This window comes from Methylobacterium ajmalii (genome assembly GCF_036448855.1).
In the GTDB taxonomy this organism is placed as follows: Bacteria; Pseudomonadota; Alphaproteobacteria; order Rhizobiales; family Beijerinckiaceae; genus Methylobacterium; species Methylobacterium ajmalii.
The window spans coordinates 132,346-156,633 of the sequence record NZ_JAZFXT010000006.1 but is presented as its reverse complement, the minus strand read 5'-3'; the positions used below and the strand labels follow the sequence as shown (position 1 = coordinate 156,633).

Sequence of the window (24,288 nt, the reverse complement as noted above, 5' to 3'; positions counted from 1 at the left end):
GCCGTACCGCGTCCCGCTGAGCGCAAGCCTGCCATGCACCGGCCAAGCTTGGACCTTCGTCGGGAGGACCCGGCCGCGTCGTGGCCCACCCTGGCCGGATTCCTAGAGTTTGCCGGGGATTAGCCGTCGCCGGGCGCAAGGCTTGGGTGCATCTGCCCCGCGGGATGAAGCCGTTGCGCGACATCATTTCCGGACGATTACAAAAAGCATCTGTGGGTAATTCCGCGCTGACCGTGCGACGGTGGGTTGAAACTGTGGGGGGGTGCCCGATATCGGCACCATGCCCGTTAATCGGGCGCGTAGATTCAGGACGAATATCCGTGTCGCAAGAAAACTTGGTCCATGACGTCGACTTCGTCGCCCTCGCCGCCGACGTCGTGTCGGCCTACGTCGCCAACAACTCGGTTCCGGCCGCCGATCTGGCCGGCCTGATCGGCACCGTGCACACCGCCTTCCTGTCCCTCGGCCAGCCCGTCGCCAAGGAGACCGAGAAGCCGACCCCGCTGATGCCGATCAAGAAGACGGTGACCCCGGACTACCTGATCAGCCTCGAGGACGGGAAGCAGTACAAGTCGCTCAAGCGCCACCTCTCCACCCGCGGCCTCTCCCCCGAGGAGTACCGCCGCAAGTGGGGTCTGCCGCACGATTACCCGATGGTCGCCGCCAACTACGCCGCGCAGCGCTCCGAGCTGGCCAAGAGCATCGGCCTGGGCCGGGGCCGCACCGTCGCGGCGGCCGCCAAGCGCGCCTCGTCGGATGCCGTCGTGACGGCGCCGGTCGCCGACGCGAAGCCGGCCAAGCGCCGCCGCGCCTGAGGCCGCGGGCCGTCCCGTCCGGGACTGTACTCGTTACATCGCCGCGAGACCGCCCGGCAGCTCCGCGCTCCGGGCCGGACCGCGGATCTCGAGGGCGACCGGCGGTGGCCGGTCGCCCTTCGCCTGTCAGGGCACCCCGATTCCGGTCACATCAATTCGCCGTGCCAGGGCATGAAGCCGAGCGGCGGGACGCCGGCCCGAGCGATGTGCGCGAGCCGGAGCGGACCGGCCCGGTCCGGGTCGGCAGGGCCGCGCGCGCCGCGCCGGTACTCCCCGGGCGGCACGCCGAAGGCGTCGCGGAACAGCCGACCGGCATGGCTCGGCGAGGTGAAGCCCGACGCGGTCGCGAGCTCGTCGACGGTGCGGTGCTCGTCGGGGCGCGACAGGGAGCGGCGCAGCTGCGCCACGCGCCGCTGCTGCACGAACCGGGTGACCCCGCCTGCGGGCTCGAACAGGCGGTAGAGCACGCTGCGCGACACCCCGATCCCGGCTGCGACCGTCGCGGCAGAGAGGTCGCGGTCGCCGAGATGCCGGTCGATATAGGCGGTGGCCCGGGCCCGGGCGCGCCCGGCGGCCACCGGAGGCGGGACCGATCCGGCCCGGTCGCGCAGCGAGGCCAGGGTCGCCCCGAGGAGCAGGCACAGCGAATCGGTCGCGACGCCGGCGAGGTGCGGCGTCAGCCCCGCGGCATGGGCGGCGAGCGAGCCAAGGAAATCGATCGACAGCCCCGCGGCGCCCGGGCCGAGCACCAGCCCATGCAGGTCGAGACCGTCGATCACCGCCGGATCGAGGCGGTCGCGGGCGATCGACGCGGTGACGATGTGCGCGCCCTCGGTCCAGGTGCGCTGCGGCCGGGTGAGGTCGAACAGCGCGAGGCTCCCGGCCTCGACCGCCCGGATCGCGCCGGGCACCTCCAGCATCATGCGCCCGGCGAGCACCAGGTGGAGCGTGACGTGGTCGAACCCGTCGCGGGCGACCCGGCGCGGCCCGCGGGCGTGCGATACCCCGGCGAGGCGGCGGTCGAAGACGAGCATGCGCGGCAGCCGGTGGGCGACGACCTCGGTCCGCAACGGGCCCGGCAGGCGATCGACGTCGGTGCCGCTGCTGTAGAGCGCGCGGTACGCCTCGAAGGCATCGTCGGCGGCGGGCATGTCGGGGCCGAGGGTGATCGTGTCCATCGCCGCGCGGGGGGCTCCCTGGTCGGAGCGGACGGGGTGCTTCGGCCCCCGACCTCTCAGCGGCGATCTTCTTCCGTTACGGCCGCCGGTCCGCGGAGGTAGCGCGCACCGAGCAGGAGGGCAATGATCCCGGCCGCATAGGCCGGCAGGCTCGCGGCCAGCAGGGCCTGGCCGAGCCCGGCCTCGCCGAAGACGCGATCGGCCAGGAGCCCGACCAGGGGCGGGCCCAGCCCGAACCCCGCGAGCGTCGTGCAGGCCACGAACGGCGCGGTGACGCGGCCGCGCAGCGCGCGCGGCGTCATGAGCTGCAGCCCCGCCAGCGTCGCGACCGAGCCGATGCCGAGGCCGAAGATCAGGGCGGCCAGCGCCGTCAGCGCGAGCCCGCGATCGTCCGCCAGCCCGACGGTCGCGGCGAGCGGCAGTGTGCCGAGGAGCGCGCCGAGCACCAGCCGCCCGCCGGGCAGGCCGCGCCGGGCCGTGCGGTCGAGGAGGCGCCCGCCCGCGACCTGGCCGAGCGGAGCGGCGACGGCGACGATCGCCCCGAACACCATCCCGGCGGAGGGCAGGGGTAGGCCGAAGCGGCGCACGAGCAGCGTCACCGCCCAGGCGTTGGTGGTCTGCACCACCAGGGTGACGGCGACCCCGGCGACCGCGAGGACGGCGTAGCGCCCGGCATGCCGGGCGAGCCAGGGCGCGAGGGCCTGCCGACGCGCCGGGCGGCCGCCGCCGCGCCCGGGATCGGGCAGGCGCAGGAGAAGGACCGCGAGGACGAGGTTCGGCACGACGCTGAGGGCGAACAGCACCCGCCAGGCCGCGACCGGGGCGCCGGGGCCGAGGGGGACCATCGCCGGCAGCAGGGCGAGGAGCCCGCCGCCGAGCCCCATCGCCGTCGCCCGGCCCAGGGTGGCGCCGGCGACGTAGAGCGAGACGCCCTGACCGATCCGGTCCCGCGGCTGGCGCGCCGCGATGAGCGCCAGGGCGGCCGGGGTGAGGACCGCCTGGCCGAGGCCCAGGGCCGCCCGGCCGAGGACCAGCTCCCCGAGGCCGGTCGCCAGCCCGCAGGCCAGGGAGGCCAGCCCCCAGACCAGGACCCCGGCGGCGATGAGGCGCGGGCGGTGGAGCCGGTCGACCAGGGGTCCGGCCGCCAGCGAGGCGACCGCGTAGGCCGCCACGAAGGCGGTGCCCTGGACGAGTCCGAGCTCGAAGTCGCTCAGGCGCAGGTCGGCCTTGATCGCCGGGGCGACCAGGGCGGCGATGAACCGGTCGGCGAAGGCGAGGAGGTGGGCGCCGGCCAGCAGCCATACGCCGGGCCAGGCCGGCGCGAGGGCGAGGCGCCCGGGGCGGGGACGTCGCATCGGCTCAGGCCCCGGCGGGCGCGGGTCCGGACCCGGCGGCGTGGTTCTCGCCCATGCGTGGCGGCTCTCCGGGCTGGGTGTCGCGCGAAGGCGGGCGCGGCGGCGGGGAAGCGGGCCTCGTCGCAGAAAACGCCGCCGACCGGAAGCCCGTCGGCGAGGCCCCGGCGCGATCGGGGCGGGCTTGCCAGCGCGGCCGGCCTGCGCTTCAGTCGCGCCCGGGCGGCGCGGGCCGAGGGCACGCCGGGCGCGCCGGGGCTCCCTTCGCGGAAGCCGACCCCCCGAGTGCTGCGCCCGGCCGGCGGCGACCGACGGGCCCTTCCTCCCGGATTGTTCCATGGATCAGGCCAAGCTCGCGGCCCTTCGCGCCCGCTACCTCGACGCGACCGGCGGCGACATCGACGACCCGGATTTCGCCAAGGCGGCGCGCCAGCAATTCAGCGAGAGCGACCGGCGCAAGTGGCCGTTCGCCGACGTCGCGACCTTCCTCGACCTGCCCTACCGCCCCGACGCCGCGACGCTGCCCGATTTCGGCGGCCTCGACGTGGCGCTGATCGGCGTGCCGATGGATCTCGGCGTCACCAACCGGGCCGGCGCCCGCCACGGGCCGCGGGCGGTGCGGGCGGTCGAGCGCGTCGGCCCCTACGAGCACGTCCTGCGCATGACCCCGGCCGCCGAGCTGAAGGCGGCCGATATCGGCGACGTGCCGTTCCGCAGCCGCTTCTCCCTCGAGAGTTGCCACGAGGACATCGAGGACTTCTTCGCCACGGTCGTGAAGGCCGGCGTGGTGCCGCTCGCGGTGGGCGGCGACCACTCGATCAGCCGCGCGACGCTGCGCGCGGTCGGCGCGTCGCGCCCGGTCGGCATGATCCACATCGATGCCCATTGCGACACCGGCGGCGTCTACGAGGGCTCGAAGTTCCACCACGGCGGGCCGTTCCGCCAGGCGGTGCTCGACGGCGTGCTCGATCCGGCGCGCACGATCCAGATCGGCATCCGCGGCGGCGCCGAGTACCTGTGGGAGTTCTCCTACGTTTCCGGCATGACCGTGATCCATGCCGAGGAGGTGCCGCAGCTCGGCCTTCCCGCGGTGATCGCCCGGGCCCGCGAGGTCGCGGGCGACGGGCCCACCTACCTCTCCTTCGACGTCGACAGCCTCGATCCGGGCTTCGCCCCGGGCACCGGCACGCCCGAGATGGGCGGGCTCACCCCCCGCGAGGTGCTCGAACTGCTGCGCGGGCTCGCCGGCCTGACCATCGTCGGCGGCGACGTGGTCGAGGTGGCGCCGCAATACGATCCGACCAGCAACACGGCGCAATGCGCCGCGCAGGTGCTGTTCGAGTTGCTGTGCCTGGTGGCGGCGGGGCGGAAGGTCGGTTAGCCGCCCTTCCGCGGGCCGGGGCTCACCCCCCGGCCACGCCCTGCGCATCGACGTAGACCGCATAGAGCGACTGGCTCGCCGCCATGAACAGCCGGTTGCGGTGGCGGCCGCCGAAGCAGAGGTTGGCGCAGCGCTCCGGCAGGCGGATGCGGCCGATCAGCTGTCCTTCGGAGTTGAACACCATCACCCCGTCGAGGGCGTCGTCGCCCATGCCCCAGCCGCACCACAGGTTGCCGTCGGTGTCGCAGCGGAAGCCGTCCGGCGTGCCGGGGCCGGCATCGATGTGGACGCGCTGGTTGCTCAAGTGTGCCCCCGAGACGTCGAAGGCGAGGATGCGGCGGTTCGGCTGCGCCCGCGACTCGACGAGGTAGAGGATCGATTCGTCGGGGGAGAAGCACAGGCCGTTCGGCCCGGCGAGGTCGGTCGCCGCGGCTTCCAGCACCCCCGTGACCGGGTCGAGCCGGTAGACGTTCTGCGGCAGTTCGGGCTCGGCCCGCTCGCCCTCGTAGTTGCCGAGGATGCCGAAGGGCGGGTCGGTGAACCAGACCGCGCCGTCACGGGCCACCACCACGTCGTTGGGCGAGTTGAGGCGCTTGCCCTCGAAACGGTCGGCGAGCACCGTGACGGCGCCGTCGTACTCGGTGCGCGTCACCCGCCGCCCGCCATGCTCGCAGGTGACGAGGCGGCCCTGGCGGTCGCGGGTGTTGCCGTTGGCGAAGTTCGACGGCTTGCGGAAGGCCGAGACCGCGCCGGTCTCCTCGTCGTAGCGCAGGATGCGGTTGTTGGGGATGTCGCTCCACAGGAGGGCGCGCGTATCCCCGAACCAGACCGGGCCCTCGCTCCAGCGGCACCCGGTGGCGAGACGCTCGACCCCGGCGCTGAACACCCGGTAGCGGGCGAAGGACGGATCGATGACCTCGATGGCGGGGTCGGGATACCGGATCGTCGGCGTCCACACGGGGGCGTTCCTCCCTTGTCGTCGTTGTCGGCGCGGACCTTCGCGGGCCGCGGGCGCCGACGCAACCCGCGATCCGCGGCCTCGACGCTCGACGCCGGGCGCGCCCTCCCCGATGATGGCGCCCGAGGTGCCCCGTCCGAAGGGCGCCGGCACGGGAGGAGCGCGTATGGGCGAGGCAACGGGGATGCGGGTCGCGCTGTCGGGAGCGGGCGGGCAGATCGGGGCGGTGCTGCGGCCGCGGCTCCTCGCGGCCGGGATCGTCCTGCGCTCCGGCGGCGGGCCGACGGCGCTGACGCCGCTCTCGGAGGCCGAGACGGTGACGACCGGCGACCTGCGCGACGCCGACGCCGTCGACCGGCTGCTCGAAGGCACCGAGGTCCTGGTCCACATGGCCGGCACCAGCGTCGAGAAGCCTCTGCCGGAGGTGATCGAGAACAACCTCGTCGCGCTGCACGCGATCTATGAAGGGGCGCGGCGCCACGCCTTGCGCCGGGTGGTGTTCGCCAGTTCCAACCACGCCTTCGGGATGCACTCGGTGGAGTCGCGCCTCGATCCCGACGCGCCGTTCCGGCCCGACGGCGCCTACGGCCTGAGCAAGGCCTGGGGCGAGCTGATGGGCCGGATGTACTGGGACCGCCACGGCATCGAGGGGGTGGCGCTGCGCATCGGCAGCGCCCTGCCGCGGCCGACGGAGTTCCGCCACCTCTCGACCTGGCTCGGCCACGACGACCTCGCCCAGCTCGTCCTGCGCAGCATCGCGGCGCCGGTGCCCGGCTACGTCGCGGTCTGGGGCGCCTCGGACAACCCGCGCAGCTACTGGAACAACGCGGACGCCGCCGCGGCGATCGGCTACCGCCCGACCCAATCGGCGGAGGACTGGGCCGAGGAGATCCTAGCGCAGGAGAACCCCCTCGACCCGATCGCCCGCACCCTCCAGGGCGGCAGCTTCACGACGATGGACTACACGCCGCAGGCCGGGCGGCCGAAGCGAGGCACTTAGAGCATTTTCCGACGAAGTGGAAACCGGTTCGTCGCAAAAAATGCGCCAAAACAAAGACTTAGAGAGCTTCGCGATTGCAACGCGATCGTGAGGTGCTCTGGCGCGCTGCGCTCCCCGCGCGTGAACCCTCCTCTATTGGGGGAGGGGGGACCCGGCGCCTGCAGGGGCCGCGCGAGCGAAACGCCGATCGAGGCCTGTCGCAGCTCACGGGGCGCCGAGATCCCGCGCCGCGGTGGAGGGTGTCCGCGCGGCGGCGTGAGGGCGCGGCCGGGCGGCGGTCGAGCAGGTTGTCCCGGAGACGGCAGCCGTCCCCGGGGCGAGGCCGCTCCCGTCAGGCCGTGGCCGAGAAGACGTCCGGCAGCGAGGGCAGCCGCTGGCGCAGGCGCAGGAGCGCGATGGTCTCGATCTCCTGCAGCGCCCGGGCCCGCTCGTCGTCGGCGGAGTTGTCGAGGCGCTCTTCCAGCTGGGCCAGGATCTCGTCCGGGCTCCTGCCCCGCACCGCCATGATGAAGGGGAAGCCGTGGCGGCTGCGGTAGCGCTCGTTGAGATCGAGGAAGCGGGCGCGGCCCTCGGCGTCGAGGGCGTCGAGGCCGGCCGAGGCCTGCTCGGCGCGTGATTCCGGCGCGAGATCGGCCGCCGCCACCCGGCCGGCGAGGTCGGGATGGGCGTGGATCAGGGCGAGCTGCCGGGCCGGCTCGGCCGCCCGCATCACCGCGACCATCGCGGCGTGCAGCCCGTCGGCCGAATCCTGCATCCCCGAGAGCCCGGCGGCATGCGCCCCGTCCGCCACCCAGGGGGAGTGCTCGAACACGTCGCCGAAGCTCTCGACGAACAGGGCGCGGCCCATCCGGCTCGGGGTCAGGCCGGCGGGCGGATGGGTCTTGGTCCAGTGCCGGGCGATGTCGATGCGGCGGGTCACCCACACGTCGTCGTGCGCCGCGACGTGGTCGAGGAAGCGCGCGAGCGCCGCGATGCGGCCCGGCCGGCCGACGAGGCGGCAATGCAGGCCGATCGAGAGCATCCGGGGCGTCTCGGCGCCCTCGGCGTAGAGCACGTCGAAGGAGTCGCGCAGGTAGGCGAAGAACTGGTCGCCGGCGTTGAAGCCCTGCGGGGTGGCGAACCGCATATCGTTGGCGTCCAGCGTGTAGGGCACCACGAGCTGGGGCGCGCGCGGGCCCTCGACCCAGTAGGGCAGGTCGTCGGCGTAGGAATCCGCCGAGTAGAGGAAGCCGCCTTCCTCCATCACCAGCCGCAGCGTGTTCTCCGAGGTCCGGCCCGTGTACCAGCCGAGCGGGCGCTCGCCCGTCGCCTCGGTGTGGATGCGGATCGCCTCGTTCATGTGGGCCTTCTCCTCCTCGTAGGAGAAGTCGCGGTAGTCGATCCACTTGAGGCCGTGGCAGGCGATCTCCCAGCCGGCCTCGCGCATCGCCGCCACCGCGTCCGGGTTGCGCTGGAGCGCGGTGGCGACGCCGTAGACCGTCACCGGCAGGGCGCGCTCGGTGAAGAGCCTGTGCAGGCGCCAGAACCCGACCCGCGAGCCGTACTCGTAGATCGATTCCATGCTCATGTGGCGCTGGCCCGGCCAGGCCTGGGCGCCGACGATCTCCGACAGGAACGCCTCGGACGCCCGGTCGCCGTGCAGCAGGCAGTTCTCGCCGCCCTCCTCGTAGTTGATGACGAACTGCACCGCGATGCGGGCCCCGTCCGGCCATTGCGCGTGCGGCGGGGTGCGGCCGTAGCCGACGAGGTCGCGGGGGTAGGGGGAGTCGGTCATGGGTTCTGCGTCCGGTGGAGGCCGACGCCGCCCCAAGCGGTGCCGGGCCCGGCGTGGGATCTCCTTTCCCGCCGGGTAGCGGCTTCACACGTTGCCTTTGAAGGCCAACCCCTTGTTGATGCGCGCGCTTTCCCCTCCCCCTTGTGGGGAGGGGGCAGGGGTGGGGGTGGTGCCGCGTTCAGCGCGAGGCCTCTCCGGCACCACCCCCACCCCCATGCCCCTCCCCACAAGGGGGAGGGGAGGCGCGCTACCTTCAAAAGGAGAGCACTCGGACGATGTGTGAATACGCTGGCCCACTCGGGAAAGGGGACCCGCGTCCGACCCGGCACCCGGAGGAGCGGGACGGCTTGAGGGCAATCGTGCCGTAACCTTAGCCTTGCGGCAGCCCGGGCGCAAAACCGGGACGGACCGTCACCCCGCCAGCGCCGCCAGCACCGGATCGACCCGGGCGAAGTGGTCGGCCCAGGTCGGCGCCCGGTAGCCCGAAAGGCGTCCCGCCATCTCGCCCCGGAGCCCCGAGCCGGGCGCGGCCAGGTCCTCCACGGCCCGCATCCAGCCCAGGCCGTCGAGGGGATGCAGGAATTCCGCGAACTCCGCCGCGATCTCGCGATGGACCGGGATGTCGGAGGCCACGACCGGCAGGCCGGCGGCGGCGGCCTCCAGCACCGGCAGGCCGTAGCCCTCGGCGAAGGAGGGCATCAGCAGCGCGGTGGCGTGGCCCATCAGCCGGACCAGCCCGGCGGTCGAGAGGCCCGAGGCCTCGGTGACGTGGGCGCGCACCGCCGGGCAGCGCTCGAGGAGGTCGATGACGTTCTCGCTCTCCCAGCCCCGGCGCCCGACGACGACGAGACGCGGCGTCGCCGCTCCGTGGCGCGCGGCGAGCTCGCGCCAGGCCGACAGCAGGGTGATCAGGTTCTTCCTCGGCTCGATCGTGCCGCAGACCAGGAAGAACGGCCGTGCCGGGGGCGGCGAGGGGGCGGCCTGGAACGCCGCCTCGATCCCGAGCGGGCCGACGGTGACAGGCGGCGGCCGCCGCCCGAGCCCCGCGACATGGGCCGAGAACCGCCGGCCCACGTCGGCCGAGTTCACCACGACGGCCTGGGCGTGGCGGGCCACCGTCTCCATCCGCACCCGGTGCCGGTCGGCCTCGCCGTCGCGCCCGTACTCGGGATACTCGATCGGGATCAGGTCGTGGACGAAGAAGACCGGTCGCACGTCCGGCCGGTCGTAGAGCCAGTCGAACCGCGCGGGCTTGTCGAGGCGCAGGTGCGAGGTGTGGAGGTAGAGCGCGTTCAGCGGCAGCGCCTCGGGTCCGGGCGCCCGCAAGGCCGTGAGCCAGGCCTGCAGCTGCCGCTTGCGCCGGTCCCGCGCGCCCTCGGGTGCCGCCGCGCCGGTGCCCGCCCCCGGAACCGGCAGCCCGAGCCGGGCGGCGAGGTCGCGGTAGACCGGGTCGTCGCCGGCCGTCACGTCCTCGGTCCAGGAGGCGGTCGCGCCCTCGACGAGGGCGGTCATCCGCGCCCGGTCGAGGACCTTCGGGCCGAGCGGCGTCGAGACGAGGCCGAAGCGCGGTCCGGCCTGCCCCAGGAGGTGCCGGGCATAGGCGAGGTCGACCCGGTCGATGCCGGTCGGGCTCGCATGGCGCAGGCGGGTGACGAGACGGGTGAGGTCGAAGGCGACGGGATGCGGGCGCATGCGGTCCTGAGGCGGCTCGGCGAAGGTGACGCGGTTGCCCGCGTTCCTATACCTGCGGCGCGGACCCGCCGAATCCACCTTGTGCGGCAGCGCACAAGACGCGCCCCGACGCGTGGATGGTTGCCCTTGCAACCCTGAGCGATGATGATTTATCGCATTCGTCAGCCTCCGGCGCGTCGCGGTGACAAGAGCCGGACGCGGCGGCTATGATCGTGGGTCGGCGGCGTGCCGACGTTCGGGTGAGACCATGGCGATCGTCGATCTGGATCGGGAAGCGGTGAAGAACGGCCTGGCGGACGGCTCCGTCCTGCTCATCGACGTGCGCGAGCCCAACGAGTTCGCCTCGGGCCACATCCCGGGCTCGGTGTCGTTCCCGCTCTCGGATTTCGACCTCGAGCGCCTGCAGGCCTTGATCGCCGCGGACGGCCGCCGGCCGGTCCTGTCCTGCGCCGCGGGCGTGCGCTCGGCGCGGGCGCTGCACTACCTTCAGAGCGAGGGCATCCCCCTCTCGGAGCACTACGTCGGCGGGTTCAAGGACTGGGCCAATGCCGGCGAGACCGTGGAATAGCCGATCCATGGAATAGCCGATTCATCCGCTCCTCGCAGGCATTGCCCGCGAGGGCGGCCGAGACGTTCACGGCCCCGGGAGGGCCGCGCCGGTGCCGGCGCGGTTCCCGTGACGGCCAAGCCCCTCGACGCGGATGCGCTCCGGCCCATCTTCCTGCGCGTCCGGCGGGGCCGCATGCACAAGACGAACGGGAGAACGAGTATGCGCAGGCTGAGGCTGGCGGCGGTGATCCCGGCGCTGCTGCTGCTGGCCGGGGTGCCGGCGCGGGCCCAGGCTCCGGGCGGTCCGCCCCCCACGGTCACGGTCGCCAAGCCCGTGGTCAAGGAGGTGGTGGAGCACGACGACTTCACCGGCCGCTTCAACGCCATCGAGTACGTCGAGGTGCGGGCCCGGGTCACCGGCTACCTGCAGAAGATCCACTTCCAGGACGGCGCCGTGGTGAAGAAGGGCGACCTGCTCTTCACCATCGACCGTCGGCCCTACAAGGCCGCCCTCGACCAGGCGACCGCGGCCCTCGACTCGGCCAAGGCGCGGCTGAACTTCAGCCAGACCGACCTCGAGCGCGCCCAGACGCTGAGCCGGTCGGGCAACATCTCCGAGCAGGTCACCGACCAGCGCCGGCAGAACTCCCAGACCGCCCAGGCCGACGTCGACAACGCCACCGCGGCCCTGCGCCAGGCCCAGCTCAACTACGACTTCACCGAGGTGCGCTCGCCGATCGACGGGCGGATCTCGCAGCGCAACGTCACCGAGGGCAACATCGTCATCACCGACCAGACGATGCTGACCACGATCGTCTCGCTCGATCCGATCTACTTCTCGTTCACGGTCGACGAGCGCTCGTTCCTGGCCTACCAGGGCACGCTCAAGATCGGCATGGGGGCGACCCAGAACGAGCACACGGTGCCGATCCTGGTGGCGCTCACCGGCGAGGCCAAGCCCACCCGCAAGGGCGTGCTCAACTTCGTCGACAACCGGGTCGACGAGGCCACCGGCACGGTGCTCCTGCGCGCCACCGTCGAGAATCCCGACCGCTTCATCAAGCCGGGCCTGTTCGGCATCGTCAGCATGCCGGCCTCGAAGCCCTATCGCGGCGTACTGATCCCCGACGAGGCGATCGGCGCCAACCAGGACAAGCGCCTCGTCTACGTGGTCGGCGAGGACAACGTGGTCCAGCCCCGCAACATCCGCCCCGGACCCAAGATCGACGGCTACCGGGTGGTGCGCGACGGGCTCAAGGGCGACGAGACCATCGTGATCGTCGGCCTGACCCGGGTGCGCCCGGGCGCCAAGATCACGCCCGAGCGCAAGGACCTGCCGCCGGTCCGCGAATAGCCAGCCGCGCCGCCCGCCCCGGGCGGCGCGCCCGTCAGGATGCCACGGCCCCCGCCCGCGCGGGGGCGCCACGCCCGACTAGCCGAAGGGCGCGAGAGGCCCACCGATGCGTTTTGCCCACTTCTTCGTCGACCGGCCGATCTTCGCCTCGGTGACCTCGATCGTCATCCTGATCATCGGCTACGTTTCGTACATCTCGCTGCCGGTCTCGCAATATCCCGAGATCGTGCCGCCGACCGTCGTCGTGCGCGCCTCCTACCCGGGCGCCAACGCCGAGACGGTGGCGGCCACCATCGCGACGCCGATCGAGCAGGAGATCAACGGCGTCGACAACATGCTGTACATGTCGTCGCTGTCGACCAACGACGGCAACATGCAGCTGACCGTCACCTTCGCGCTCGGCACCAACCTCGACATCGCCAACGTGCTGGTCCAGAATCGGCTCTCGGTCGCCCAGCCGCGCCTGCCCGGCGACGTGCGCAACCTCGGCGTCACGGTCCGCAAATCCTCGCCCGACCTGATGATGGTCGTGCACGTGCTCTCGCCCGACGGCACCTTCGACCAGAACTATCTGGCCAACTACATCTATCTTCGCCTGCGCGATCCGCTGCTGCGCCTCAACGGCGTCGGCGACATCACGGTGTTCGGCGGCTCGGAATACGCGCTCAGGCTCTGGCTCGACCCGAACAAGCTCGCCTCCTACCAGCTCTCGACCACCGACGTGATCAACGCGCTGCAGGAGCAGAACGTCCAGGTCGCCTCGGGTGCGCTCGGCGCGCCGCCGGCACCCGCGAGCCAGGCGTTCCAGCTCACGGTCCAGACGCAAGGGCGGTTCCAGGACCCGAGCGAGTTCCGCAAGGTCATCGTCAAGGCGTCCGACGGGCGGCTGGTGCGGGTCTCCGACATCGCCCGGGTCGAACTCGGCCAGAAGGACTACACGACGAAGTCGTTCCTCAACGGCCAGCCGGCGATCGGCATCGGCGTGTTCCAGCGTCCCGGCACCAACGCGCTCGAGGCGGCCGAGCAGGTCCAGGCCTTGATGAAGACGCTGGCCAAGGACTTCCCCCCCGGCCTCGAATTCAAGATCGCCTACAACCCGACCGAGTTCATCGCCGAATCGGTGCACGAGGTCTACAAGACGCTCGGCGAGGCGGTCATCCTCGTCGTCGTCGTCATCCTGATCTTCCTGCAGAGCTGGCGCACCGCGATCATCCCGATCATCGCGATCCCGGTGTCGCTCGTCGGCACCTTCGCGGTGATGGCGCTGCTCGGCTTCTCGCTCAACAACTTGACGCTGTTCGGCCTCGTGCTCGCCATCGGCATCGTCGTCGACGACGCGATCGTGGTGGTGGAGAACGTCGAGCGCAACATGGCCGAGGGGCTCTCCCCCGGCGAGGCCGCCCACAAGACCATGGACGAGGTCGGCGGCGCCGTCGTCGCCATCGCGCTCGTTCTGTCGGCGGTGTTCATCCCGACCGCCTTCATCCCGGGCATCTCGGGCCAGTTCTACCGGCAGTTCGCGCTCACCATCGCGGCCTCGACCATCATCTCGATGTTCAACTCGCTGACGCTGTCGCCGGCGCTCTGCAAGCTGCTGCTGAAGCCCCATTCCGAGCACCACCGGCCGCGGTTCTTCCTCGCCCGGTTCGGGTCGTGGGCGGCCAACACCTTCAACCGCGCCTTCGACGCCACCGCCAACGGCTACGCGGCGGCGATCCGGTTCCTCACCGGGCGGCTGGTGCCGCTGCTCGCCATGCTGCTGCTCTATGCCGGCGTGATCTACGGCGTGCTGCACCTCGTGCGCACCACGCCGACGGGCTTCATCCCGCTCCAGGACCAGGGCTACCTGCTGGTGGTGGTGCAACTGCCGCCGGGCTCGTCGCTCGAGCGCACGACCGCGGTGGTGCAGGAGGTCTCGCGCCGCTCCCTCGACATCGACGGCGTCGGCAACACCGTCGTCATCGCGGGCTTCGACGGCGCGACCTTCACCAACACCACCAACGGCGCGGTGATGTTCCTGCCGCTCAAGCCGTTCAAGGAGCGCCTGGAGAAGGGCCTGACCGCCGGCAAGATCCTCCAGGCCGTGCTCGCCAAGACCGCGCCGATGCAGGAAGCCCGGATCATCGCGATCCCGCCGCCGCCGGTGCGGGGCCTGGGCAATGCCGGCGGCTTCAAGATGCAGGTCCAGAGCCGCGAGGGCTCCGACATCGCCCGGCTACTCCAGGTCTCGGGCGATCTCATCGGCGCGGCCAACCGCGACCCGGCGCTGACCCGCGTCTTCACCACCTTCGGCAACGACACGCCGCAGATCTACCTCGACATCGACCGCACGGTGGCGCGGATGCTGAACGTGCCGCTCGCCAACGTGTTCTCGACGCTCCAAGTCAACCTCGGCGGCGCCTACGTCAACGATTTCAACACCTTCGGCCGCGTCTACCAGGTCCGCGCCCAGGCCGACGCCAAGTACCGGATGGAGAAGTCCGACATCGAGCGGCTGAAGGTCCGCTCCTCCACCGGCGCGCTCGTGCCGATGGGGACGCTCGCCAGCATCCGCGACATCTCGGGCCCCCAGATCGTCCAACGATTCAATCTGTTCTACTCGATTCCCGTGCAGGGCGACGCGAAGCCGGGCATCTCCTCGGGCCAGTCCCTCGACGCGATGGAGAAGCTCGCCCGCCAGACCCTGCCCGACGGCATGAGCTTCGAGTGGACCGACATCGCCTTCCAGGAAAAGGCGGTCGGCAACACGGCGATCTACGTCTTCGCGCTCGGCGTGCTGCTGGTCTTCCTGGTGCTCGCCGCCCAGTACGAATCCTGGGCGCTGCCGCTCTCGATCCTGCTGGTGGTGCCGACCGGCGTGCTCGCGGCCCTGGCGGGCGTGCAGTTCCGGGGCCAGGACAACAACATCCTGACCCAGATCGGCCTCATCGTGCTGATCGGTCTGGCGGCCAAGAACGCGATCCTGATCGTCGAGTTCGCCCACCAGATCGAGGAGAGCGAGCGCCGGGGCCCCGTCGCGGCGGCCGTCGAGGCCTGCCGGCTTCGCCTGCGCCCGATCCTGATGACCGCCTTCGCGTTCATCCTCGGCGTGGTGCCGCTCGCCTTCGCCACCGGCCCGGGCGCCGAGATGCGCCAGGCGCTCGGCACCGCGGTGCTGTTCGGCATGCTGGGTGCCACGATCTTCGGCCTGTTCCTGACCCCGGTCTTCTACGTCGTGATCCGCAACATCCTGATCCGCATCAATCGCTGGCGCGGCGTCGAGGAGCATCCCGGCGAGCCCGAGCCGGCGCGGTGACCGGATCCACGGCCTGACGCGAATCGACGCCCCCGGACGGCACCGTCCGGGGGCGTCGTCGTCTCGGGTGCGGCATCGCCGCCCCCGAACCGCCAGCCCGGCTCCCGCATTGCCGGCCTGATTCGAGGTTCGGGAGGTGCGCGTGGCACGGGTGGCGGTGGTGACGGGCGGTACGGCGGGGATCGGTCTGGCGACCGCCCACGCGTTTGCCAGGGACGGGTGGTCGGTCGGGATCGTCGCCCGCGACGAGGGCCGCCTGCGCGACGCCGAAGCGGCCCTGCGCCGGCACGGCGGCGCGGTCCTGGCGATCTCCGCCGACGTCGCCGACGTGGAGGCGGTGAACGATGCCGCCGACCGGTTCGAGGCCGAGCTCGGGCCGATCGACACCTGGGTCAACAACGCGATGTCGTCGATCGTCGCGCCCGCCCCCGAGATCGCGCCCGAGGAATGGCGGCGGGTGACCGAGACCACCTATCTCAGCCAGGTCTGGGGCACGCTCGCCGCGCTGCGGCACATGCGCGGGCGCAACCGCGGCACCATCGTGCAGGTCAGCTCGGGCCTGGGGCTTCGCGCGATGCCTCTGCAGGTGCCCTACTGCGCCGCCAAGCACGCGGTGACCGGCTTCACCGACGGCCTGCGCTCCGAGTTCCTGCACGAGGGCGTCGAGATCAACCTGACGGTCGTCTACCTGCCGGCGGTGAACACGCCGCAATTCGGCTGGGCCCGCACCCGCACGGGTGCCGAGCAGGACATCCCGGCCCCGGTCTTCGACCCGCGGCTCTGCGCCGACGCGATCCGGTTCGCGGCCGACCATCGCCGCCGCGACATCTATGTCGGCCGCTCGACCATGCAGATGGGCCTGATGCAGGTTGTCTCGCCGGCGCTCTCGGACCGGTTCATGGCGCGCGGCTGGGACGCACAGATCGGCGAGGCGGCCCCGGACAAGCCCGGCAACCTGTTCGCGCCGGCGCCCGGTCCGGCCGCGATCGACGGGAAATTCGCCGACAAGACCACGCCGACCCGCAGCGAGTTCGTCACCGACCGCCAGCGCGACGTCCTCGTCGCCGGTCTCGCGGCGCTCGCCGTCGGGGGCGTGGCGGCCCTCGCCCTCGGGGCCGGGGCGGCGCGCCGCCTCGGGCGCCGTCGTCGCCGGCTCCTGCCGCGGGTGTTCTGACGCGGCGCCCCCGCGTCGACGGTCCGGCGCGCTCGCCCTATCTCCGGCGGCATCCTCCCGCTTCGCCCCGATAGGTCTCGCGTGCCCGGTTACCTGCCCTTCGCGGGCGCCCTCAAGCTTCCCAGCTTCGTCTGCGACAATTGCGGCTTCTGGCAGCGCCACTTCGCGGCGCCGCCGAGCTGCCCGCTATGCCTCGACGCCCGCCACGTCGTGCCCCAGGACGGCTGGCGCTTCCGCGACGTGGCGGAGGCGCAAGGATCGTTCCCGTGCCACTGGGAGGAGGTCGAGGCCGGCGTGTGGAAGTTCTGGAACGAGCCGGTTACCGGCATCGGGCCGAGCGCCTACCTGATCGTCACGCCGGACGGCAACATGGGCTTCGAGGGCTGCCCGGTCTTCAGCGAGGCGGCGCTCGACCACATCGAATCCCTCGGGGGCATGACAATGCTGTCGGCCTCGCACCCGCACAGCTACGGCGCGCTGCCCCAGCTTCAGGACCGCTTCGACCCCGAGCTCTGCCTGCCCGCCGCCGACTTTACCTGGAGCGCGGCGCTCCAGGTGTCCTGGCCGTACGACGACGTATTGGAGCCGCTGCCGGGCCTGACCCTGCATCGCACCGCCGGCCATTTCGACGGCCACGCCGTGCTGCACGACCGCGCCCGCGGCATCGTGTTCTGCGGCGACGCGCTGAAGTTCGAGCTGAACCCGGACAACCCGCGCGAGGCCCTGACCATCTCGGCCCACAAGGCATTCGTGCGCGGCGTGCCGCTCACCCACGCGGAACTCACGCGCTACCGCGACGTCTTCGCGGCGCTCGACTTTCACCAGACCTGGACGCCCTTCGAGCAGGCGGCGAATGTCGGGCGGGCGGAGGTGCTCGCCCTGATCGACGCGATGCTGGCCGGGCGGCCGCACGCCTACCCGGTGCCGGTCTCCGACCTGCGCTGACGGCCAGTCAGAGCCCGAACTGCGCCCCGGTATCCCCCGGGGTGACCAGGCTGCGGGCGCGGCTGCGCGACGGCAGGAAGGGAAGGGCGGCGCAGGTCGCGCCGACGCTGTCGCACAGCCGCTCGACCGCCCGCACGATGTCCGGCGGGCCGGCGACGTGGACCGTGTCGCTGCCGCGCAGGGTCGGCAGGTGGGCGGTCACGGGCCCGTGGCGCACGTCGGCCTGGCCGCGGCGGTCGCGGCTCGCGGCGAGCGTGATCTGCTGCACGCCGGTGGCGCGCAGCCAGTCGAGGCCGGGACGCATGTAGAGGTCGTCGGCATCCGCCGCGCCGGCCACCACCACCATCTCGCGGGCGATCTCGCGGTGGCGCGCCGCCCGGGCGATCGCCCAGATCGGCGCGAAGCCGGTCTCGGCCGAAACCAGGATCAGGCGGCCGGGCCCGGGACGGTACGGGATGCCGCCGGCCGGTCCCTTGATGCGCACGACGTGGCCGGGCTGCACCGCCCCGCCGAGGGCGGGACCGAGCGCGCCGGCGTCGCGGCGCAGGTGGAAGACGAGCTCGTTGAGCTCGGTGTTGCCGTCGATGCGCTGGGTCGGGCAGTAGGGCCGCGCCGGCACCCCCGCGAAGGCGACCTCGACCGCCTGGCCGGGCGCCACGTCGAGATCGCGCGAGACGGTGACCACCACCTCGACCACCGCGCCCGAGAGCGGGGTGACGGACAGCAGCGTGCCGGCGCGCTTCACCGTGCGCAGCACCGCGAGCGGCGAGGGGGCGGGGCCGGGCCGGGTGGCGGCGCCGTCGCCGAGGCGAGGCCTGGCGCGGCTGGTGTTGCGCAGGCGCGGTAGGGCGTCCGGAAGCTGCGCGTCCTGGATCACCCCGTCGCGGCCGGCCGCCACGTTCCGGGGCAAGGCGGCATCGAGGGGCGTGTCGCCGGTCGCCACACGGACGGGCTTGCCGTTGACGACGAGCGAGCAGCGGGGGCTCATGGCCGTCTCCGTGCGACTGCGGGGTCCCGCGATCTCGGGTCGATGAGGGGGGCGCCTCACCGGGAGGCGAACAGCAGGCGCTCGACCAGGGAGGCCCAGCGGTCGCGGTCGGCCCGCAGGTCGTCCTGGATCGTGTCGTCCTGGGCCTGCTGGGTGGTGAGCGCCGCGACCTGCGCCCGCAGCTCGGCGGCCGCCTCGCGCTCGGAGCGGATCACCGCCTTCATCACCTGGTTCTCGGCCTCGAGCTGGGCGACCAGCTCGTCGAGGTCTTCCTCGGGCGCCTCGTCGGGCTCGGGCAGCCGGTAGGGCCGGGGGCCGAGCCAGCCCGGCGGGAGCAGCAGGCGCCGCACCAGATCGAAATCCGGGCTGCCCCGCTCCTGGCCCGCGATGTTCAACGCCGCCTCGCCCATCGCCGACACTCCGCCCCTCGTCCCAGCCGTCCGGACCGCGCCCCGATGGACGCGCCGTTGCCGATCACGGCTCGGCAAACCATGCCGGCAACATGGTTAAGGAGCCTTTAATCCCATGCGTCGCATCCGCCCGATTGACCGGGCCCGGCCTCCGACACACTCTCGCCGCGGATCACGGGGACGGGCACCGATTCGCCCGGCTCCGAACCGACGGAGATCGCGATGCTGGACGGACGACGGGTGCTGATCGTCGAGGACGAGGCGCTGGTCGCCCTGGAGCTGACCGAGATCGTGACCGGCGCGAACGCCCACGCCGTCGGCCCGGCCCGCACCAACCGCGAGGCCCTGGCGCTGATCGACCTCGAGGCGATCGACGTCGCGATCCTCGATCTCAACCTCGCCGACGGCGAGGCTACGCCCACCGCCGAGGGCCTGATCGCCAAGGGCATCCCGGTCCTGATCTGCACCGGCGGCGTGCTGCCGCGCGCGATGCGGCTCCTGTGGCCGGACCTGCCGATGCTGAGAAAACCCCTGAACCCTGAGCGCCTGGTCGAGGCCCTGGGCGCGCTGTGCGGGGAGCTCACCGGGGGCGAGCGGGTCTAGGTGTCTCTCACAAAACTCCCGATCACCGCCTCGGCTTGCTGTGGCAGCGACATTGCGGCGGGAGTTTTGTGAGGTGCACTAAGGGGGAGGGCCGGGGCGGTACCGGGCGATCGGCGTGACGATCGACCCGGACGACGGGATCCAGGGCACGCCGGGTTACGGCGCGTCGAGGCCGTGCCCCCCTGTCCGCCCCACCGATCCACGTCGGCCGGACCCGGGCAAACAATAAGTCTTTTTTGGAAATTGGGCCAGTCAGCGCACAGGCCCGAACTGCGACGGCCTTGGGGACTGATCTGTATTCATGGGGACCGCCCTGGACTGGCGGTTGGCGGAGAGAGAGGGATTCGAACCCTCGATACGGTTGCCCGTATACACGCGTTCCAGGCGTGCGCCTTCAACCACTCGGCCACCTCTCCGGGCCAGATCTGCGGGGCGCTGGGCGCCCGTGCAGGTCGGGTGCCGTCCTCTAGCGGGGCTGGGGCCGCGGCGCAAGCGCGAGATCGTCGGGGCGGCGAATTCCTGTCGGGCCGGGGAGGGGAAGATCGGACGCCGGACGAAGGGCCGCTGCAACCTGTGCAGGGTATCGGCCGTTTCGATCAACGGCCGGCGCGTCCGCGGCGGCCGGCCGAATCGGCCGAGCGACACCAGGAGACAGCCCCCGGACCCCGCGCCCATCCCGGGCGGGCGTCCGGATCGGGCCCGACCGGCAAGGACAGGCGACGTGAGAACGGGCGACATGGGAAACGACACCGTGACTGCCAAGGACGAGCGGCCGGTGGTCCTGGTCGTGGAGGACGAGGCGCTGACGATCATGGATCTCAGCGACGTCCTGGACGCGGCCGGCTACGAGGCGCTGCAATCGGCCTCGGCCGAGCGGGCCCTCGGCCTCCTGACCGCGCGAACCGACATCGTCGCGCTGATCACCGACGTGGAACTGTCCGGCAAGACCGACGGCTTCGACCTCGCCCGCGCGGCCGAGCAGATGCGGCCCGACCTGCCGATCGTCGTCGTCTCGGGGCGCAGCAAGCCGGATCCGGAGCGGATGCCGTCCCATGCCCGCTTCGTCGCCCGGCCCTGCCGCGGCGACGACATCCTCGACGTCCTCAGGACCCTGATGAAGCCCTGAGCGGGCCGCGTCAGGTCGGGGCGACGGCCGGGCCAGGCTGCGGCGGCTCGGCCAGCCAGACCTCGACCGGGGCGCAGGCCGACCCGAAATCGAGGATCAGGTTGCGCAGCCGACGCGCCGGATGGCCCGCCTCGGCGGGCATGTCGACGGTCTCGCCCACGGCCCGCAGGACGCCCTCGATTTTGCATCGACCCAGGGTCAGGCTGACGGGCGTCCCGCTGCAGGTGTCCACGCTTCCTCTCCTCTCACTGTCAACTGGATAACGCAGAGCGGGAGGGCGCGGTCCATCCTCAAGTCGATCACGGTTACGGCTTGGTCACCGGCGTGCACGACTCGCGTGGGCGCACTTCTTGGTTGAATCGCTCCCCGCGTCAGGCGCCGCCGGCCTTGAGGGCGCGCAGGCGCCGAGCCCCCGTCTCGGCCGGGCTGCCGGGCGGGGAGAGGCGGCGCTCGATCGCCTCGAACTGGCGGCCCTGGGCTTTCAGGAGAAGGCGCAGGGCCGCGATGCTGGCCTGGAGATCCCGGGCATCCTCGAGCGGGTCGAGGGTCGGCGAAGCGGTCGTCGCGTGAGTCGGCATGGCCGCCATCACGGGCGGACAGGCTTAACGGTTGGTTAAAAAACCCCGCCGCGCGGTGGCGCGGCAGGGCTCCGTTATGAAAATATTCCGCCATCGCCCGGAGGGGCCGGGACGGCGGGGCTCAGCTCCCGGCGCGCTCGCGCAGGGCCGGGATGAACAGATCCTGCCAGGTGGCGGGCTTGGTCTTCATGATGCCGGCCCGGTTCATGAAGGTGACGAACTCCATGATGCCGTGCGGGGTCGCCGAGAACTTGCTGTCGGGATCCTCCAGGATCTGGGCGACCTCCTGGGGCGACACCTTCACCTTCGAGGCACGGGCGAAGATCTCGGCGGTCTCGGCCTTGTTGGTGGTGATGAAGTCGCAGGCCTCGTCGAGGGCGGCCAGGAAGGCCAGGGTCGTCTTCGGGTTCGCCTCGGTGAAGCGTTTGAGCGCGAACACCACGTCGAGGGTGATGTTGCCGAAGATCTGCGACGCCTTGAGGATCGTGCGCACCTTCGGGTCGGCCCGCTCGACGTTGGTGAAGGGCGGCGAGGCGAAGTGGCCGACGATCTCGGTCCGGCCGGACAGCAGTGCGGCGACCGCCTCGGGGTGGGGCAGGCCGACGGTGCTCGAATCGAGCTTGGTGTAGTTCTCGGGCCCGAACTGCTTGGCCACCGCCATCTGCAGCACCACCGCGGCGAGCGAGGTCTTGATGCCGGGGATCGCGATCTTGTCCTTCGGGGTGAAGTCGGCGAGCGACTTGATCTCCGGCTTGTTGACGTTGAGATCGAGGGCGGTGGCCGACATGCCCGAGACGCCGATCACCTCGGTCTTCGGGCTGCCGCGGCCCTTCGACCACAGCGCCAGGAAGCCCGGCGCGCCGGTGCCGGCGATGTCGAGCGAGCCGGCGATCATCGCGTCGTTGATGACGTTGCCGCCATCCAGCGTCAGCCAGGTCACCTTGACGTCGCCGAGCCCCGCCTTGGCGGCCTGGGACTCGAGGAACTTCTTCTCCTGCATCACGAAGAGCGGCAGGTAGAGGACGCCGTAGCCCTTCGAGATGCGGATCTCCGACACCTCGGCGCGGAGCGGGCCGAGGCCCATCGTGAGCGCCAGGGCGGCGCCGGCGGCGAGGCCGAGGAGCTTGCGTGCGAACATGGGATCCTCCCGTTTTCGTCGTTCTTGCCGTGGTTCTTGCGGGTCGTCTTTGCCCCCCGGACCGCGCCGGGTCCAGGGGGCATGGGCGCGGGAGCATTTTCCGACGGACCGGATGCCGGTTCGTCTTGGAAATTGCGATGAAACAAAGACTTAGAGAGCTTCGCGATTACAAGGCGATCGTGAAGCGCTCTAGTGCTGCATGCCCCAGCGGCGGATTGTCTTCTTCTCGATGTTGGCGAAGATCACGTTCTCGACGAACAGGCCGATCATGATGACGGTGAACAGGCCGGCGAAGACGTTGGTGGTCTCGAGCGCGTTGCGGTTCTCGAAGATGTACCAGCCGAGCCCGCCCGAACCCGAGGAGACGCCGAAGACCAGCTCCGCGGCGATCAGCGTGCGCCAGGCGAAGGCCCAGCCGACCTTGAGGCCGGTGAGGATCGACGGGAAGGCCGCCGGGATCAGGATCGCCCGCACCAGGGACAGGTTGCGCAGGCCGTAGTTCAGCCCGACCATCCGCAGCGTGTTCGAGACCGAGCGGAAGCCCGCATGGGTGTTGAGCGCGATCGCCCACAGCACCGAGTGAACGAGAACGAAGACCACGCTGCCCTGGCCGAGGCCGAACCAGATCAGCGCCAGCGGCAGGAGGGCGATCGCCGGCAGCGGGTTGAACATCGCGGTCAGCGTTTCGAGCAGGTCGGTGCCGATCCGCGAGCCGATGGCCAGCGTGGTGAGCAGGGCGGCCAGCACGATGCCGATGCCGTAGCCGATGGCGAGCGTCTGGAGCGAGACCAGCGCCTTGGTCGGGATCTCGCCGCTCAGGATCGCGGCGGCGAAGGCCTCGACGGTGGCCGAGAAGGTCGGGAACAGCAGCGGGTTGTCGAGCCAGCGGCCGTAGGCCTCCCAGATCACCGCCAGGACCGCCAGGACGGCGGCCTTGCGCAGCCAGCTCTGGCGGTAGGCGAGCTCGGCGAAGGACAGGCGCTGCTCGACGCTGATGGCGCCCGAGGCGGAGGTCTCGCGCACGATCTCGGGCCGCTGCGTCAACAGAGGCGAGGCGAGGGGCGGCGAGGCGAGGGACGGTGAGGAAAGCGGGGCCAGGGTGGCGGTCACGGCGTGTCTCCCGGATCGTGTGATTGTCAGGCGAACAGCATGTCGTTGATGCGGGTCTCGAGGGCGCCCTGCGCGGCGGTGCCGAGCTCCGAGGCCGGCAGGCTGTTGAGCTCGGCCTTGACCTGGCCCGGATGGGGCGATAGCAGCAGGATGCGGGTGCCGACCTTGATCGCCTCCTCGATCGAGTGGGTGACGAACAGCACCGTGAAACGGGTGTCGTCCCACAGGCGCAGGAGCTCGTCCTGCATCTTGCGCCGGGTCAGCGCGTCGAGGGCCGCGAAGGGCTCGTCCATCAGCAGGATGTCGGGCTCCATCGCCATGCCGCGGGCGATGGCCACGCGCTGCTTCATGCCGCCCGACAGCATGTGGGGGAAGGAATCGGCGAACTTCGCCAGGCCGACCTTCTCGATGTAGGACATCGCCCGGTCCATGGCCTCCGTGCCGGTGGCGCGGCCGCTGGCGGTCAGCGCGAAGGCGACGTTCTGCTTGACCGTCTTCCACGGCAGGAGCTGGTCGAATTCCTGGAAGACCATCATCCGGTCGGGGCCGGGTTCGGTGACCTTGCGGCCCTTGAGCTTGATCTCGCCCTCGACCGGGGTCATGTAGCCGCCGATCGCCTTGAGCAGCGTGGACTTGCCGCAGCCCGACGGCCCGAGAAGGATGTAGCGGTCGCCCGGCATCACCTCGAAATCGACCCGGTAGGTCGCGGTGACCAGATGATCGGTCGTCTTGTACTGGAGCGTGACGCCCTCGACCTGGAGCAGCGGCTCGGGAATGATGGTCGGACGTGCGTTCATGGCGGTGCCTCCCCGGATCTTCGTCGCTTGGCCCGGCTTCCTCGCGGCATGCGCTTGGCCGGGCGTTGGAG

General features: G+C 71.6%; 22 protein-coding genes and 1 tRNA gene. 10 read left to right on the top strand and 13 right to left on the bottom strand.

Going from position 1 to position 24,288, the window contains the following annotated elements; genetic code table 11:
- Positions 1–320 precede the first annotated feature (320 nt).
- The gene (locus tag V3T34_RS02430; RefSeq protein ID WP_060848964.1) at positions 321–815 is read left to right on the top strand and encodes a Ros/MucR family transcriptional regulator; all 495 of its coding nucleotides are present in this window, start codon (positions 321–323) and stop codon (positions 813–815) included.
- Between the two features lie 146 nt (positions 816–961).
- On the opposite strand, the gene V3T34_RS02425 is transcribed toward V3T34_RS02430, so the two are convergent.
- Positions 962–1,993 carry an AraC family transcriptional regulator gene (locus V3T34_RS02425; RefSeq protein WP_331369092.1) on the bottom strand — a complete coding sequence of 344 codons (1,032 nt, stop codon included), beginning with the start codon at positions 1,991–1,993 and terminating at the stop codon, positions 962–964.
- A 56-nt stretch (positions 1,994–2,049) separates the two neighbouring features.
- A complete protein-coding gene (locus V3T34_RS02420; RefSeq protein ID WP_060848962.1) occupies positions 2,050–3,348 on the bottom strand; it encodes an MFS transporter in 1,299 nt (432 codons plus the stop codon).
- Between the two features lie 334 nt (positions 3,349–3,682).
- Between V3T34_RS02420 and speB the strand changes: the two genes are divergently transcribed.
- Positions 3,683–4,726, top strand: coding sequence for an agmatinase (speB, locus tag V3T34_RS02415; RefSeq protein WP_305077033.1), 1,044 nt, complete (start codon positions 3,683–3,685; stop codon positions 4,724–4,726).
- A 22-nt stretch (positions 4,727–4,748) separates the two neighbouring features.
- Here the strand turns inward: speB and V3T34_RS02410 are convergent, their stop codons facing one another.
- Positions 4,749–5,684 (bottom strand): SMP-30/gluconolactonase/LRE family protein, encoded by a 936-nt coding sequence (locus tag V3T34_RS02410; protein WP_305077032.1) that lies wholly within the window; start codon positions 5,682–5,684, stop codon positions 4,749–4,751.
- Between the two features lie 166 nt (positions 5,685–5,850).
- Here V3T34_RS02410 and V3T34_RS02405 point away from each other — a divergent pair, with 166 nt between their 5' ends.
- On the top strand, positions 5,851–6,684 hold the full coding sequence (locus tag V3T34_RS02405) for an NAD-dependent epimerase/dehydratase family protein (RefSeq protein WP_244537618.1): 834 nt from the start codon (positions 5,851–5,853) through the stop codon (positions 6,682–6,684).
- A 331-nt stretch (positions 6,685–7,015) separates the two neighbouring features.
- Here the strand turns inward: V3T34_RS02405 and puuE are convergent, their stop codons facing one another.
- Both puuE and V3T34_RS02395 read right to left on the bottom strand, forming a co-directional pair.
- On the bottom strand, positions 7,016–8,458 hold the full coding sequence (puuE, locus tag V3T34_RS02400) for an allantoinase PuuE (RefSeq protein WP_305077031.1): 1,443 nt from the start codon (positions 8,456–8,458) through the stop codon (positions 7,016–7,018).
- Positions 8,459–8,869: 411 nt separating this feature from the next.
- The gene (locus V3T34_RS02395; protein ID WP_305077030.1) at positions 8,870–10,150 is read right to left on the bottom strand and encodes a glycosyltransferase family 4 protein; all 1,281 of its coding nucleotides are present in this window, start codon (positions 10,148–10,150) and stop codon (positions 8,870–8,872) included.
- Positions 10,151–10,397: 247 nt separating this feature from the next.
- Between V3T34_RS02395 and V3T34_RS02390 the strand changes: the two genes are divergently transcribed.
- From V3T34_RS02390 to V3T34_RS02370, 5 genes are all read left to right on the top strand, one after another.
- Positions 10,398–10,718, top strand: a complete 321-nt coding sequence (locus V3T34_RS02390; RefSeq protein ID WP_060848957.1) for a rhodanese-like domain-containing protein — start codon at positions 10,398–10,400, stop codon at positions 10,716–10,718.
- Between the two features lie 201 nt (positions 10,719–10,919).
- Entirely contained in the window at positions 10,920–12,053 is a 1,134-nt protein-coding gene (locus V3T34_RS02385; RefSeq protein WP_091888094.1) for an efflux RND transporter periplasmic adaptor subunit, read from the top strand.
- A 106-nt stretch (positions 12,054–12,159) separates the two neighbouring features.
- Positions 12,160–15,348 (top strand): efflux RND transporter permease subunit, encoded by a 3,189-nt coding sequence (locus tag V3T34_RS02380; RefSeq protein ID WP_060848955.1) that lies wholly within the window; start codon positions 12,160–12,162, stop codon positions 15,346–15,348.
- A gap of 142 nt (positions 15,349–15,490) precedes the next feature.
- Positions 15,491–16,522 carry an SDR family oxidoreductase gene (locus V3T34_RS02375; protein WP_060849607.1) on the top strand — a complete coding sequence of 344 codons (1,032 nt, stop codon included), beginning with the start codon at positions 15,491–15,493 and terminating at the stop codon, positions 16,520–16,522.
- 81 nt (positions 16,523–16,603) lie between these two features.
- Positions 16,604–17,467: an MBL fold metallo-hydrolase gene (locus V3T34_RS02370; RefSeq protein WP_305077029.1), complete on the top strand. Its 864-nt coding sequence runs from the start codon at positions 16,604–16,606 to the stop codon at positions 17,465–17,467.
- A 7-nt stretch (positions 17,468–17,474) separates the two neighbouring features.
- On the opposite strand, the gene V3T34_RS02365 is transcribed toward V3T34_RS02370, so the two are convergent.
- The gene (locus tag V3T34_RS02365; RefSeq protein WP_060848953.1) at positions 17,475–18,455 is read right to left on the bottom strand and encodes a ferredoxin reductase domain-containing protein; all 981 of its coding nucleotides are present in this window, start codon (positions 18,453–18,455) and stop codon (positions 17,475–17,477) included.
- Between the two features lie 56 nt (positions 18,456–18,511).
- The gene (locus V3T34_RS02360) at positions 18,512–18,865 is read right to left on the bottom strand and encodes a hypothetical protein (RefSeq protein ID WP_305077039.1); all 354 of its coding nucleotides are present in this window, start codon (positions 18,863–18,865) and stop codon (positions 18,512–18,514) included.
- A gap of 222 nt (positions 18,866–19,087) precedes the next feature.
- Between V3T34_RS02360 and V3T34_RS02355 the strand changes: the two genes are divergently transcribed.
- Positions 19,088–19,468: a response regulator gene (locus V3T34_RS02355; protein ID WP_060848952.1), complete on the top strand. Its 381-nt coding sequence runs from the start codon at positions 19,088–19,090 to the stop codon at positions 19,466–19,468.
- A gap of 326 nt (positions 19,469–19,794) precedes the next feature.
- Here the strand turns inward: V3T34_RS02355 and V3T34_RS02350 are convergent.
- Positions 19,795–19,884 (bottom strand) — tRNA-Ser (locus tag V3T34_RS02350).
- A gap of 320 nt (positions 19,885–20,204) precedes the next feature.
- Here V3T34_RS02350 and V3T34_RS02345 point away from each other — a divergent pair.
- On the top strand, positions 20,205–20,594 hold the full coding sequence (locus V3T34_RS02345) for a response regulator (RefSeq protein ID WP_060848942.1): 390 nt from the start codon (positions 20,205–20,207) through the stop codon (positions 20,592–20,594).
- A gap of 10 nt (positions 20,595–20,604) precedes the next feature.
- Here V3T34_RS02345 and V3T34_RS02340 read toward each other — a convergent pair whose 3' ends face one another.
- The 5 genes from V3T34_RS02340 to V3T34_RS02320 all read right to left on the bottom strand — a co-directional run bounded on the left by V3T34_RS02340 (position 20,605) and on the right by V3T34_RS02320 (position 24,217).
- Complete coding sequence (locus tag V3T34_RS02340; protein ID WP_060848941.1) at positions 20,605–20,826, bottom strand: hypothetical protein; 222 nt, start codon at positions 20,824–20,826, stop codon at positions 20,605–20,607.
- Between the two features lie 139 nt (positions 20,827–20,965).
- Positions 20,966–21,172, bottom strand: coding sequence for a hypothetical protein (locus V3T34_RS02335; RefSeq protein ID WP_060848940.1), 207 nt, complete (start codon positions 21,170–21,172; stop codon positions 20,966–20,968).
- Positions 21,173–21,293: 121 nt separating this feature from the next.
- The gene (locus V3T34_RS02330; protein WP_060848939.1) at positions 21,294–22,310 is read right to left on the bottom strand and encodes an ABC transporter substrate-binding protein; all 1,017 of its coding nucleotides are present in this window, start codon (positions 22,308–22,310) and stop codon (positions 21,294–21,296) included.
- Positions 22,311–22,499: 189 nt separating this feature from the next.
- Positions 22,500–23,354, bottom strand: a complete 855-nt coding sequence (locus tag V3T34_RS02325; RefSeq protein ID WP_244533590.1) for an ABC transporter permease — start codon at positions 23,352–23,354, stop codon at positions 22,500–22,502.
- A gap of 92 nt (positions 23,355–23,446) precedes the next feature.
- Positions 23,447–24,217, bottom strand: a complete 771-nt coding sequence (locus V3T34_RS02320) for an ABC transporter ATP-binding protein (RefSeq protein ID WP_091887611.1) — start codon at positions 24,215–24,217, stop codon at positions 23,447–23,449.
- Positions 24,218–24,288 lie beyond the last annotated feature (71 nt).

Bases quoted from the DNA above. Each gene is read 5' to 3' on its own strand.
- V3T34_RS02425 (WP_331369092.1), bottom strand. From the start codon at position 1,993: ATGGACACGATCACCCTCGGCCCCGACATGCCCGCCGCCGACGATGCC.
- V3T34_RS02420 (WP_060848962.1), bottom strand. From the start codon at position 3,348: ATGCGACGTCCCCGCCCCGGGCGCCTCGCCCTCGCGCCGGCCTGGCCC.
- speB (WP_305077033.1), top strand. From the start codon at position 3,683: ATGGATCAGGCCAAGCTCGCGGCCCTTCGCGCCCGCTACCTCGACGCG.
- V3T34_RS02405 (WP_244537618.1), top strand. From the start codon at position 5,851: ATGGGCGAGGCAACGGGGATGCGGGTCGCGCTGTCGGGAGCGGGCGGG.
- puuE (WP_305077031.1), bottom strand. From the start codon at position 8,458: ATGACCGACTCCCCCTACCCCCGCGACCTCGTCGGCTACGGCCGCACC.
- V3T34_RS02395 (WP_305077030.1), bottom strand. From the start codon at position 10,150: ATGCGCCCGCATCCCGTCGCCTTCGACCTCACCCGTCTCGTCACCCGC.
- V3T34_RS02390 (WP_060848957.1), top strand. From the start codon at position 10,398: ATGGCGATCGTCGATCTGGATCGGGAAGCGGTGAAGAACGGCCTGGCG.
- V3T34_RS02385 (WP_091888094.1), top strand. From the start codon at position 10,920: ATGCGCAGGCTGAGGCTGGCGGCGGTGATCCCGGCGCTGCTGCTGCTG.
- V3T34_RS02380 (WP_060848955.1), top strand. From the start codon at position 12,160: ATGCGTTTTGCCCACTTCTTCGTCGACCGGCCGATCTTCGCCTCGGTG.
- V3T34_RS02365 (WP_060848953.1), bottom strand. From the start codon at position 18,455: ATGAGCCCCCGCTGCTCGCTCGTCGTCAACGGCAAGCCCGTCCGTGTG.
- V3T34_RS02360 (WP_305077039.1), bottom strand. From the start codon at position 18,865: ATGGGCGAGGCGGCGTTGAACATCGCGGGCCAGGAGCGGGGCAGCCCG.
- V3T34_RS02355 (WP_060848952.1), top strand. From the start codon at position 19,088: ATGCTGGACGGACGACGGGTGCTGATCGTCGAGGACGAGGCGCTGGTC.
- V3T34_RS02345 (WP_060848942.1), top strand. From the start codon at position 20,205: ATGGGAAACGACACCGTGACTGCCAAGGACGAGCGGCCGGTGGTCCTG.
- V3T34_RS02335 (WP_060848940.1), bottom strand. From the start codon at position 21,172: ATGCCGACTCACGCGACGACCGCTTCGCCGACCCTCGACCCGCTCGAG.
- V3T34_RS02330 (WP_060848939.1), bottom strand. From the start codon at position 22,310: ATGTTCGCACGCAAGCTCCTCGGCCTCGCCGCCGGCGCCGCCCTGGCG.
- V3T34_RS02320 (WP_091887611.1), bottom strand. From the start codon at position 24,217: ATGAACGCACGTCCGACCATCATTCCCGAGCCGCTGCTCCAGGTCGAG.